11 protein-coding genes and 1 tRNA gene are annotated in these 12188 nt (G+C 36.4%); 9 read left to right on the top strand and 3 right to left on the bottom strand.

Annotated features, from left to right (window positions below; all coding sequences use genetic code 11):
• Nucleotides 1-397: 397 nt before the first annotated feature.
• The 7 genes from ABWU40_RS05380 (at nucleotide 398) to ABWU40_RS05350 (ending at nucleotide 8316) form a co-directional block, all read left to right on the top strand.
• A complete protein-coding gene (locus ABWU40_RS05380; RefSeq protein ID WP_353279449.1) occupies nucleotides 398-1804 on the top strand; it encodes a cytochrome ubiquinol oxidase subunit I in 1407 nt (468 codons plus the stop codon).
• Nucleotides 1797-2819, top strand: a complete 1023-nt coding sequence (gene cydB / locus ABWU40_RS05375) for a cytochrome d ubiquinol oxidase subunit II (protein WP_015589177.1) — start codon at nucleotides 1797-1799, stop codon at nucleotides 2817-2819. The genes ABWU40_RS05380 and cydB overlap by 8 nt, the downstream gene beginning before the upstream one ends.
• Nucleotides 2820-3069: 250 nt before the next feature.
• Nucleotides 3070-3954, top strand: a complete 885-nt coding sequence (gene era / locus ABWU40_RS05370; RefSeq protein ID WP_353279162.1) for a GTPase Era — start codon at nucleotides 3070-3072, stop codon at nucleotides 3952-3954.
• Nucleotides 3947-4768 carry a 3'-5' exonuclease gene (locus tag ABWU40_RS05365; RefSeq protein WP_015589180.1) on the top strand — a complete coding sequence of 274 codons (822 nt, stop codon included), beginning with the start codon at nucleotides 3947-3949 and terminating at the stop codon, nucleotides 4766-4768. Before era ends, ABWU40_RS05365 begins: the two co-directional genes overlap by 8 nt.
• 207 nt (nucleotides 4769-4975) lie before the next feature.
• Complete coding sequence (locus ABWU40_RS05360; protein WP_012673252.1) at nucleotides 4976-6955, top strand: porin; 1980 nt, start codon at nucleotides 4976-4978, stop codon at nucleotides 6953-6955.
• 436 nt (nucleotides 6956-7391) lie between these two features.
• Nucleotides 7392-8198 (top strand): DUF2163 domain-containing protein, encoded by an 807-nt coding sequence (locus ABWU40_RS05355; RefSeq protein WP_141457018.1) that lies wholly within the window; start codon nucleotides 7392-7394, stop codon nucleotides 8196-8198.
• Between the two features lie 31 nt (nucleotides 8199-8229).
• Nucleotides 8230-8316, top strand: a tRNA-Ser gene (locus ABWU40_RS05350).
• 106 nt (nucleotides 8317-8422) lie between these two features.
• Here ABWU40_RS05350 and ABWU40_RS05345 read toward each other — a convergent pair.
• The 3 genes from ABWU40_RS05345 to ABWU40_RS05335 form a co-directional block, all read right to left on the bottom strand.
• Nucleotides 8423-8674 carry a hypothetical protein gene (locus ABWU40_RS05345; RefSeq protein WP_022626339.1) on the bottom strand — a complete coding sequence of 84 codons (252 nt, stop codon included), beginning with the start codon at nucleotides 8672-8674 and terminating at the stop codon, nucleotides 8423-8425.
• Nucleotides 8644-8793, bottom strand: coding sequence for a hypothetical protein (locus ABWU40_RS05340; protein ID WP_285520262.1), 150 nt, complete (start codon nucleotides 8791-8793; stop codon nucleotides 8644-8646). Before ABWU40_RS05340 ends, ABWU40_RS05345 begins: the two co-directional genes overlap by 31 nt.
• 262 nt (nucleotides 8794-9055) lie before the next feature.
• Nucleotides 9056-9349, bottom strand: a complete 294-nt coding sequence (locus ABWU40_RS05335) for a transposase (RefSeq protein WP_080717625.1) — start codon at nucleotides 9347-9349, stop codon at nucleotides 9056-9058.
• A 357-nt stretch (nucleotides 9350-9706) separates the two neighbouring features.
• Between ABWU40_RS05335 and ABWU40_RS05330 the strand changes: the two genes are divergently transcribed.
• Nucleotides 9707-10816: a PQQ-like beta-propeller repeat protein gene (locus ABWU40_RS05330; RefSeq protein ID WP_015589182.1), complete on the top strand. Its 1110-nt coding sequence runs from the start codon at nucleotides 9707-9709 to the stop codon at nucleotides 10814-10816.
• Entirely contained in the window at nucleotides 10809-12188 is a 1380-nt protein-coding gene (gene lpdA, locus ABWU40_RS05325) for a dihydrolipoyl dehydrogenase (RefSeq protein WP_015589183.1), read from the top strand. Before ABWU40_RS05330 ends, lpdA begins: the two co-directional genes overlap by 8 nt.

The raw sequence follows: 12188 nt of genomic DNA, 5'->3' as shown, positions 1-12188 counted from the left end.
TTAGCCAACCACGGGGCTTCTTTTGCCTTTTTCTCCGCTTGGTAAATTTCTTAATGTTTATACGGAAGGTGTCATTCCAGCGCGTGACGCTGGAATCCCCAAAAAAGGATGATGTCATCCGAGTAGCTGACACTGGGATGACAAAAAAAGGAGCACTGGGATGACATCATAGGGGCGCTGGCCTGACAATCGTCATTCCGCTACGTGTTAGCGGGATCTAGAGATACCGTGACGGTATGACAAGGGAGAACAGTTGTATTCCTGCACAATTTATTCTCATGACAAAAACGTCTTAACTTTCTCTCTACTTTTTCTGGGTAAGGTCAATTTTGTGAAAAAATGGATTGAATTATAGGCAGATTTGGCTATTATTTGTAATACATGGGTATTAGGTAAAATGTTTAAATTTGATCCTTTATTATTAGCTCGAATTCAGTTTGCCTTCACAATAGGCTTTCACATTATATTTCCTGCTTTCACGATCGGGCTTGCAAGTTTTCTAGCCTTTTTGGAATGGTGTTGGCTTAAGACTGGTGATACACGTTTCCGTGATGTTTATAAATTCTGGATCAAGGTTTTTGCCGTTGCTTTTGGCATGGGAGTGGTATCTGGAGTTGTAATGTCATATCAACTTGGTACCAATTGGTCGATTTTTTCTGACCGCATAGCCAATGTTCTCGGCCCTCTATTTTCCTTTGAGGTTTTAACAGCCTTTTTTCTGGAGGCATCTTTTTTGAGTATTATGCTATTTGGATGGAATAGAGTAAGTTCTCGTATGCACTTTGCTTCTACTTGTATTGTTGCAGTGGGAACGCTTATTTCAGCTTTTTGGATTATTGCGGCCAACAGTTGGATGCAAACACCCGCTGGATTCACGATTGGTGAGAATGGTCTCCTATATCCAACCAATTGGTTAGAGATTATTTTTAATCCTTCTTTCCCTTATCGCTTTATTCATATGGTAACAGCAGCCTATCTTACAACAGCTTTTGTGGTTGGTGGTGTAGGAGCATTTTATCTTTGGAGAAAACGACATGCTCCTCAAGCAAGAATTATGCTTGGTATGGCAACCATTATGGTAGCTTTAGCTGCACCATTTCAGCTGTTCATGGGAGATAGGCATGGATTAAATACACTAAAGCATCAACCTGCTAAGATTGCTGCAATGGAAGGTATATGGGAAACCGAAAAAGGGGCTGGCTTACTTTTATTTGCTTATCCGGATCAGCAAAATGAAATTAATCACTACGAGATAAAAATTCCTAATCTTGCCAGCTTGATCTTAACACATGATTTTTTAGGAGAAGTAAAAGGATTAAAGGAATGGAAAAAAGAAGATAGACCACCTGTAGTATGGGTATTCTGGTCCTTCCGTATAATGGTTGGAGTTGGAATTTTAATGATCATAATTGGGTCAGTAAGTGTTATACAGTATCTTCGTGGCAAATTATTCCAAAGTTGTTTCTTACATGGATGGTGGATATCAATGATGCCGTCTGGGTTCATAGCGTTACTTGCAGGTTGGTTTACTACTGAAATTGGCCGTCAACCTTACACTGTATATGGAATTATGCGCACAATTGAATCATTTTCATCTGCGATTACCGGTCCTCAGGTTGCATGGTCTTTGATTGCATTTATCGTTATGTATACCCTTATATTTGGAGCAGGTAGTTACTATATTCTGAAACTTATATACAAAGGAATTCCTGTCATTAAAGAAGAAGAGCAATTTTATAAACACGGTATTGGAGCTTCAGTGATTGATGCTGGTACATCTGGAAAGGACAACAATCATGTTTGATTTTTCTTCCTTAATTAATTTACCCCTAATCTGGGGATTACTAATTGCCATAGCTGTTTTACTGTATATTTTAATGGATGGGTTTGATTTAGGTATTGGTATTTTACTTCCTTTTGCACCGTCAGATAAATGCCGTGATCACATGATAAGCTCAATTGCACCATTTTGGGATGGAAACGAAACATGGTTGGTATTGGTTGGTGGAGGGTTGTTTGCTGCTTTTCCTCTTGCATATTCAATATTAATGCCTGCTTTTTATATTCCAATCATTATTATGCTGCTTGGCCTTATAGTGCGCGGAGTATCCTTTGAGTTTCGTTTTAAGGCAGAAGGAAAATACAGGCGATTATGGGATTATGCCTTTCATTTTGGGTCACTTGGTGCTGCATTTTGCCAAGGCATGATTTTAGGTGCATTTATACATGGTGTAGAAGTAAACGGACGCAACTTTTCTGGTGGCCAATTTGATTGGGCAAGTGCTTTTAGTGTAATGACAGGCATTGCTGTGATATTTGGATATGCACTTTTAGGTTCTACATGGCTCATAATGAAGACAGAAAATATAACACAAGAATGGGCACGCAAGGTTGCTTCTTATACGCTTGGTTTTGTAGGTATTTTCATGGGACTAGTGAGTGTAGTGACACCATTTTTAAATGAACGTATTAAAAACTTTTGGTTTAGCATGCCAAATTTTTATTATTTATTTTCTATTCCATTACTCACATCTTGGCTATTTTTCATGCTGTGGTTTGATCTTCAGAATACTAAACGGGAGTACCGTCCATTCTTTCTCAGTATTGCTATTTTTTTTATGGGATATTTAGGTTTAGGAATTAGTATCTACCCATGGATTATACCTTTTCAATATACCATTCTGGATGCAGCCGCTTCTGGGCCAAGTTTATCTTTAATGCTCATTGTTATAATACCGCTTTTACCAATCATTTTAACTTATACTGGTTATTGCTATTATGTCTTTCGTGGAAAATCAAATTATGAACACACATATTAAGGAGTTAGTGACCTTATGGTTAAAACGTTACCCTTAAATCAAGCAGTCATTCAGGCAATGGCGTCAACTCAAGAACCTTCATTAGCAAACCCTCCTATGGATTTTCTGAAAAGTTTTTGAGTATATTGTATTTTTAATTTGTAGAATAAGTTTTTTTCCTTTTTGCATGCTAACCAAAAAGGGTTCTGTCATCCTTCTTGTCATATAAGTAGCTTGACGCGGGCATTCAGTTTTCTTTATAATTTTCTTTGTGAAAGAACAAAAATGCTTATTTGTAACCATAGCTGGCTTACCAAATGCTGGGAAGTCTACATTAATTAACAGCATCATAAGCAAGAAAATTGCAATTGTCACCCCTAAAGTGCAAACAACAAGGACGCAAATAAGGGGTGTTGCAACATGCAACAACACACAAATTGTCTTTACTGACTCCCCAGGAATTTTCTCAGCAGAAACAAAACTTGAAAAAGCTTTAGTCAAATCTGCATGGTCGGCAGTTAAGGATAGTGACATCACTTTGTTGCTTGTTGATGTAAGCAATTATTTGAAAAATATAGAAAGAATTAAGACTATATTTATGCGGCTGCAGCGCACAAAAGGCAGATGCATTTTGGTTATCAATAAAACTGATTTGGTAAAAAGGCCTGAATTAAAGATGGCGCATGAGCATCTGAACTTGCTTTATAAATTTGAAAAGGTTTTTATGATATCAGCATTAAAGAATGATGGACTTTCTGATTTGATGAATTACTTGTCTGAAGTTGCATCGGTGAGCCCCTGGTTTTATGAAGAAGATCAAATAACCGATTCCTCGACAAATTTTTTATCAGCAGAAATTACGAGAGAAAAATTATTCTTGAACTTGCGTGAAGAATTGCCATACTCTACAGCTGTTATAACTGAACAATTTGAGGAAAAAAAAGATAAGAGTTTAGTCATCAAACAGATCATATTTGTGTTGAAAGATAGTCATAAAAAAATAGTGCTAGGAAAAGATGGCAGTAATATTAAAAAAATTAATATCGAAGCGCGTGCTGAACTAGAAAAATTATTTGAGTGCAAGGTACACCTCTTTTTATTTGTGAAAGTGCGACCTTGGATCGACCGTCCGGAGGAGTATATAGGCAATGCTTAATTCTTTATTGGTATTTGATATTGAAACTATACCAGATGTAAATTCCTGCAAAAATTTACTCAATATTAGTGATGATAGTAGTGTAGAAGAGAAGAGGGATGCATTAACAAAATATCATCTTGAAATAACAAACGGGCAAAACTCTTTTCTGCGTCAGCCTTTTCACCTTGTTGTAGTTATTAGTTTTTTACTTTGCAATATAAGCTACCAGAGTGGTTATGAGGTGTTCACACTGCAAGAAATAAGATCTGGAGGCACACTAAATTCCAGTGAAAAGGAGCTAGTGAAAGGATTTTTTAACTACATATCAGAGAAAAAGCCAAGATTAGTTTCGTTCAACGGACGCACTTTTGATATACCAGTGCTGAAGTATCGTGCTATGGTCCATGGCATTCAAGCGGAATATTTTCATAAAGCTGGCGATAAGTGGAATAGTTACAATCAGAGATATAGCAGTGATTGGCATTGTGATTTGCTTGAATCCCTCTCTGATTTTGGAGCTTCTGCGAGAGTAAAAATGAACGAAGTTTGTGCAGCATTTAATCTTCCTGGTAAGATTGGAGTTGATGGGTCACAAGTTATGGACTTATACGATAGCGGCAAGATACAAGAGATTCGAGATTATTGTGAAACAGATGTAATTAACACTTATTTGATTTACTTAAGGTTCATGCATCATCAGGGAAGGATTACTACTGAAAGCTACAACAAAAGTGCGGAAGAGCTGCTTTTAGAGTGCGAAAAAAAAGAATACCTAAAGAAATTTAAAGAAGAATGGCAAATAACTTGTGGTGGAAAAATTTTACTTCCATAGAATAAATAGTCGAGTTATAATGCACTAACAAGCGAACCTCTGTACTAAATTTTGGTTAATATACACGTTGAGCATATTAAGAAAGTTGCTTTTAAGGTATTGCATTTTACTTTTATTTTCGTTATAAGGTTGCTTTAAGTTGAATTTTCAACATTTTTATACTATTTACATTTAAGATATGATTTCGAAATTTTTTGGGGGCACTTCATGAAAAAGTCTATGTATACTAGAACTGCTCTAGTTTCTTTATTAACTTTATGTTCTTTCAGCAGTTTTGCAGCTGACTTTCCTGATGAGAGTATGAAGGAAATAAAAAAGCAAGAGAGCACAAAAACTTCTGGAAAAACAGAAGTTATGAAAACATCAAATAAAAAACTGAAAGAAAAGATGGACAGAATATGTAATGCTGATCCAAGAAAAAAAGCTGAAGAGCTTAAGAAAAAAGAGGAGCTAAGATTAGCAGCCGAGCAGAAGAAAAAAGAGGAGATCAGGCTAGCAAATGAGAAAAAAGCAAAGCTTATAGAGGATTCAAAAGCGAAAGCTCTAAACGCTAAGAATTCTAATATAGAAAAAGGTAAAGTTTCAAAAACTAAGCGTTCTAAAACTAAGAATGCTAAAGTTGAAGCTAAAGATGTAAAGAAGGATATAAAAGTTGTTAACAAAAATACAGAGGAAAAAGGTAAGGCAAGTCCTGTTGTTTCAGTTGGTGGAGTTGATATTATCGATACCAATCAAGGGCAAAGTAATTTAAGAATAACTTTTGGTGGTGTTGTTGATGCTCAAGGTTATGGCAAAGCTGGACCAAGTGGCGCAGATTATAAACGTTATAACGTTATGCCAAACAGATCTACAGAGTATTATAATGCCACTCCAGATATAACAAAAGGAGCAAATCCAATATTCTATGAAGGAATAGGAAATATTGGTGATTACAGCAACGATATGGGTATGATTGCTGATGCAATATTGCACCTCAGAGCAGAAAATAAGAATGAAGATTTAGGTCTTCTTTATGGTGCTGACGTGCAGTTTCATGTCCCAGTGACCGAAGGTAAGGGAGCTTCACAGGGTGTTTATGCTGCAAAAGGCAGAAGTGCGCATGTGTTTGTTAACTCAAAATATGGTGACGTGAAGCTTGGTTACCAATTTGGTCCTGAGGCTCTGATGAGGCTTGATGCAACAAGAATTGCGACTGTTGACGGAGCTGCAGATAGTGACTGGTTCAGAAAAGTGAACTTAGAAGGAAGCGCTGCTAGCTTTCCATTTTATGTAACACCACGTCTTTACACTGAAAGTTTTTCGAGTGAAAGTGAAAAATTCTCTTTCCGTATGGCAGGGAAATATAACAAAGGCGTTATGACTACACTGCCATTTAGAGTTGCTTACTACTCACCAAATTATATGGGCGCAAGATTTGGTATCAGCTACTCACCTCGTTATGATAGTGGTTTGTTTACTGTAAAAGAAACAGTTTCAGAAGATAAAGGCGGTAAGATAGAACATAAGGAAACGATAAAGCATGTCGGCCCAGACTATGAGCACATAGTAAGTGCTGGTGCATCATATGAATATGACTTTGATAAACATAACATAAAAGTTAAAACTTCTGCAGTTGGTGAATATGGCTTTCCAAAGCAACCAAGTAAAGATAAGCATCTTTATAAGGAATTTGTGGAGTATAATGACCTGATGGGTGTTAATTTTGGTGTAAGCGCTGATTATAAGATTAATGAAGATCAAGGCGTAAAGTTTGCTGCCTCTTTTGCATACTTGGGCAAATCTGGTCAACCGAAGGGTATTAAAAAATTAATTGGTGATACCTATACGGAAATTGATAGTAAAGATGCTACTGATGGCAAAAGAGTGGAAGGGCTGAAAGCTCAATTTGGTAAAGATAGTATAGATACCATGTATTGGACTGTAGGAGCTGGGTATCAACATGAGAATATCTACACAAGTTTGACGTATTTTGGCAGCAGAATGAATGACAAAGATATGCTTCATGATGGTGCACTTGGCGTTCAATATGATCTGTCTCCTGCATGCAGTAAGAACAAATTTGTTCCTTACGCAGCTCTCCATTATTTTATGACTAACGAAACAGGTAAGCTGAAAGATGAGTCTGATGCTGATGTACCTTCTAACCAAGGAATTCTCCTTCTTACTGGTGTGAAGTTTTCTTTCTAACCAGCCAGTATACACCACAGTTAATTGTGGTGTATTCTTGTCTGTTAGTGTTTATTTGTCGATCAAATAAACATATGGTGTCCTCTCTCCTGTCATCCCAGTGCGTGACACACAACTGTACGAACATTGTGATTTGAGGACACTCCACCAAGAAGGATGTCATCCCAGTGCCCAGACACTGGGATCCAGCTTTCCATGCAACTTCATCAAAAGCGTTTATTCAGCATAAGATCAGCCACTTTTTATGCTCACCAAATCAGTTTGCTTACTTACAAGCAAAATTTCCTGGATTCCAGTGTCAAGCACTGGAATGACACCCTATGGTCACCGGAATGACGCTTTATGGCTACTTAGATGATGAGAAAAGAACACACTGCCCTTATTCTACTGGCCGTATAGCTACTTTCAAATTTAATCAATTAAGCAGGAGGCACCTATGCAAACCACACTAAAAAATCATTTAGCTGGAGAATTACTTACCACTGCTACGTGCTGGAAATTAACTCTTGCAGGTGGAGAAGTAATGGGATTCACTGACTATGATGAAGACTTAAATATTGATAATATACTCTATAAATCTTCAAGTGGATTTACAGCCAGTAGTATAATATTAAACAGCGATTTAAAGACTGATAATTTGGAAATTGAGGGAATATTAAATAGTGTTGATATCAAAGAAAAAGATGTTTTATCAGGAAAGTACGACTTTGCAAATATTGAGATATTTCTTGTGAATTATAAAGACTTGACCCAGGGAACAATGAATCTACATTCAGGAATTTTTGGTAAAGTGACATTAAGTAGTGGAAGATTTATTGTTGAAATTAGAGGGCTTTCAGCAAAGCTTGAGAGAAGCATAGCAGAATTATACTCTCCTGCATGCAGAGCACAATTTTGCGATGATAAATGTAAAGCCGATACTAAAAAATTTAGTAAAATAAGTACAATCACTAAAGTAATAGACGAAAGAAGATTTGAAGACACGAATTTAACTGAGAGTGATGAATATTATAAGCACGGAGTAGTAAAATTCTTTGGCTCAATAGCGTTTGAAGGTGTAGTAAAAGAATATAAAAATAAAGTAGTTACGTTGTTTACTTCGCCTCCATACCAAATTTTTGCTGGAGATAAATATTCAATACTCGCAGGTTGCGATAAAACATTTCCAACTTGCAGAAGCAAGTTTAACAATACTGTGAATTTTCGTGGTGAACCCTATATACCAGGTTTTTATATTGTTTAGCAGTACAATTTTCAATATTATGAATAAGCATGGAAAGGTGGCTGAGTGGTCTAAAGCACACGCTTGGAAAGCGTGCACATATGAAAATATGTCGGGGGTTCGAATCCCCCCTTTTCCGTATGTTACTTCTAGAATAGTATAAAACCCCCGGTCGCGCACACAACTGTACGAACATTGTAATATGGTACAATGTTACAACTATGCGGTGGTAATTTACGATAAATTCATGTAGCCATTTCAAATTTAGCCATACCAATGTCAGTAAATTGATTAAGCAAATAACACTTGAGTAGCAGTTCCTTCCCACGATTAATTTCAGATTTGTTCCGAAAATTAAACCCGAATGTTTGTTTCAGTCGCGAGAAAAAACTTTCTACATAAGATCTTTTTCCGTAGTTTGTTTGCCTTTTCCACCTCTTCATTCCATCTTCGCTGTATGACTTTATTAGTCTAATTGCAGCATTTCTCTCTGCCATACTTTGGATGCTCTGCTGCATTGTTTTTTTGGAGGAATTTTTGTCTTTATGCCGCATTCATCACACAATTTATAGAGTTTATGTCTGTCATATGCTCTGTCTGCATATAGTGCTTTTATGGCATGCTGAAAATTAACTCCTTTAAGTAAATCGCAAGCTCCATAGTGATCAGACCGTTACTGTATTTTGCAGCTATGGCTTTTTTGCTGTTTATATTCAACATTACATGCAATTTTCTTGTCTGTTCATAGCCACGATATTTTCTATCAGCGCTATTTTCCTTGCTGTGTGTTGTTATAAATGCTGATGCTTGTGCTATCTATGGCAATTTCGATATCTTCCATATTATTTTTATCAATTCTGCAATCATTGATCTTAATATTAAGTTTTTTTTGAAGCTTGCGAATAGCTGATAACTGCCAAATCTCTTCCTATTTGTTGCAAATATCCTTTTATAAACCCGACTGTTTGTCTTAAGCCAATTCTAAAAAGATTAACGATTATATGCACTAAAATCACAACTTTATCACTATAAATATAGTTGCCGCCCTGCATTTTTGGACTATTTTCATACCAATTTTCGATAGCTTTATCGATGTAACGAAAAATATTTCCTCTTTTTTCTAGAAATTTGTTATATTCATGGCAGTTACTAACTCTCATTTTTTGTGGCATATTTTTTCTTCAACAGTTAAATAGCTATTTATAATGAATTTTGTCAGTAGCCACCAGATTTTTTCAGTTGCTATGCAACAAAGCTATCCCAGTGTCAAGCACTGGGATGACAGGAAAAGAGGCTATTTGGATGACATCTTTCTTCTTGGTATAAATTATTTTATATCTCAATGTTCATACAGCTATGCACGTTGCTGCATAGTGGATGAGGTGTACTACCTCTAAGAATATACATTATCTCACATAATAATATAATATTTCGTTCATAAATCAACGTTTTTAACATGCAGCAAGAACATTTCCGTTGTAATTAAGGTTCTTAAGATGTATATTAATGAATCTTGTTTTCAATAAATAATGAAAGTAATAATTGTCATGATAATGTTATTGTGTAGCAGTTACACAATGGCAAGCGAGAGAATAAGTCTAGTGGATAAAAAACTATCTCAAGGATATGTAGCTCCAGTGCTTATAGAAAATAGCGTTATTTTATCAGACAAGCACGGCGCTTTATATTCCTTTGATATTGATAACTCAAAGGCTATGAATTGGAAATTACACCTCTCACATAGGAAAAAAATTGGTAACATGAGCCTATCACATTATGAAAAAAATGTTTTCTTTATAGTGGATAACACTTTACACGCAATAGGCGCAAAAACTGGCAAGATTGAGTGGGAAAAAGAATTGAGAGCTCCAGTAAGAGGAAAAGCAGCAGTAATAAATAATAAATTGGTAGTATTGACTATTGATAATTATCTGTACGTGTTTGATATAAAAGATGGCAGCTTCGTTTGGACTTATCAAAACGGCATCAATGAGGTTCGAGGTTTGTATTCCATATCGCCAGCAATTTCTAATGATAAAATAATAGCACCATTTTCAAATGGTGAGTTAATAGCTTTTAATGAAGACGGTAAAAAATTGTGGAGCCAAAAATTGGCTACAAACCTTTTGGATACACAGCTCACAGATGTAACTACTACACCGAGAGTGCTTGGCGATACTTTAATAGCTACAAATAATTCTTATATTTATAGCATTGACGTGAAATCAGGAAATATTTTATGGTCAAAGTCACTGCAAGTAAAAAGTGTATCAGACATTGAGTCATATTATAGTCCTCTTATTCCTGCAGAGAAACAAAAAGAAGGCGGCAGAATTTTTATAGTTACTAAAGACGATAAAATAATTGGCCTGGATATAAAAAATGGAGAAACAGTCTGGACATCTGATTTAATAGAAAATACGCAATTGTTTGCTCCAATTATGCATGCCCATACACTGTGGGTGACAAGCAATAAAGGTTCAATGTTTGCTTTTCCGGGATCTGAAAGTGCAGGAAAGGTAGTCAAAGTACCTGGTAATGTGTTTCACACTCCAGTGTTTACTCGCAATAAGATATATGTAACAACTGAGGGAAAAGGTGTTTATTCTTTAGAAAATAGGTTTGTTTTTTATGACTGATTATGATTTAATTGTTATAGGTGGTGGCCCAGGAGGCTATAAGTGTGCTATCGCTGCTGCAAAACTTGGATTGAAAGTTGCCTGTATAGATAAAAATAGCATTTTTGGTGGCACATGCCTCAGAGTTGGGTGCATACCCTCCAAAGCATTGCTCCATTCTTCCTATCAGTATGCTCACACGAAAAATGATCTGTCGAAGCTTGGCATAAAAATTAAGGACGCAAGTTTCGATTTAAAAGAAATGCTAGGCTATAAGGACGCCAGAGTTCAGGAACTTGGAAAAGGTATAGAATATCTGTTTAACCTTCACAAAATCACTAAAATCAATGGGCTTGCTTCTTTTGACCAAGGTAATCTTGAAGTTTCAGTTGAAGGTAAGGTGCTGAAGACAAAAAATATAGTAATTGCAACCGGTTCTGATGTTATTTCTTTGCCAGGAATTAATATCGATGAGAAAGACATTATTTCTTCCACCGGTGCACTATCTTTAACTGAAGTACCAAAAAAACTTGTCGTAATCGGAGCCGGGGCAATAGGGCTTGAAATGTCTTCTGTATGGAGAAGGCTAGGGTCTGAAGTCACTGTAGTAGAATTTTTTGACAGAATCGCTGCAGCAATGGATGGAGAATTAAGTAAGTCTCTACTTTCTAGTCTACAAAAACAAGGAATAAAATTTTTACTTAGCACTAAAGTCGAGGAGATAAAACAAAGTAGCAACTCTTTGAGTGTGAAAGTTTGCTCTGTAAAAGATAACCAAACAAACGTTATAGAGGCAGATAAGGTGCTGGTTGCAGCAGGACGCAAACCATGCACTGAGAATCTTGGTATTGATGAAAAAATAGAAAAAGATAATCGCGGTTTCGTTCAAGTTAACAACAGATATGAAACTAATGTAAAAGGAATATTTGCTATTGGTGATGTGATCGGTGGAGCAATGCTTGCTCATAAGGCAGAAGAAGAAGGAGTGGCAGTTGCAGAGATAATCGCTGGGCAAGTACCTCACGTTGATTATGAAATCATACCATCTGTCATTTACACTCACCCTGCGGTTTCTTCAATCGGTAAAACTGAAGAGGAGTTGAAAAGTGTTGGCCGTAAGTACAAAGTTGGTAAATGTCAATTTGCTGCAAACGGCAGAGCAAAAATCACTGATGATGCTGAAGGATTCGTGAAAGTGCTGACTTGTAGCAGAGCAGATACAATACTAGGTGTGCATATCATAGGAGCATACGCTGACACGCTAATAAACGAAGCAGCGGTTGCAATGGCATATGGCGCAGCAGCAGAGGATATATACAGAATTTGTCACTCTCATCCTGATATAAATGAAGCCTTTCGAGATGCGTGCATCGATGCTTTCTTTAAAAAATAA

Origin of the sequence: Wolbachia endosymbiont (group A) of Cydia amplana (assembly GCF_964028495.1) — a bacterium.
GTDB lineage: Bacteria > Pseudomonadota > Alphaproteobacteria > Rickettsiales > Anaplasmataceae > Wolbachia > Wolbachia pipientis.
The sequence above is the reverse complement of the archived record's forward strand: the minus strand, read 5'-3'. Positions and strand labels throughout refer to the sequence as shown.

Coding starts and splice junctions, on each gene's coding strand:
- ABWU40_RS05380 (WP_353279449.1), top strand. CDS start 398: ATGTTTAAATTTGATCCTTTATTATTAGCTCGAATTCAGTTTGCCTTC.
- cydB (WP_015589177.1), top strand. CDS start 1,797: ATGTTTGATTTTTCTTCCTTAATTAATTTACCCCTAATCTGGGGATTA.
- ABWU40_RS05365 (WP_015589180.1), top strand. CDS start 3,947: ATGCTTAATTCTTTATTGGTATTTGATATTGAAACTATACCAGATGTA.
- ABWU40_RS05360 (WP_012673252.1), top strand. CDS start 4,976: ATGAAAAAGTCTATGTATACTAGAACTGCTCTAGTTTCTTTATTAACT.
- ABWU40_RS05355 (WP_141457018.1), top strand. CDS start 7,392: ATGCAAACCACACTAAAAAATCATTTAGCTGGAGAATTACTTACCACT.
- ABWU40_RS05345 (WP_022626339.1), bottom strand. CDS start 8,674: ATGGCAGAGAGAAATGCTGCAATTAGACTAATAAAGTCATACAGCGAA.
- ABWU40_RS05335 (WP_080717625.1), bottom strand. CDS start 9,349: ATGCCACAAAAAATGAGAGTTAGTAACTGCCATGAATATAACAAATTT.
- ABWU40_RS05330 (WP_015589182.1), top strand. CDS start 9,707: ATGAAAGTAATAATTGTCATGATAATGTTATTGTGTAGCAGTTACACA.
- lpdA (WP_015589183.1), top strand. CDS start 10,809: ATGACTGATTATGATTTAATTGTTATAGGTGGTGGCCCAGGAGGCTAT.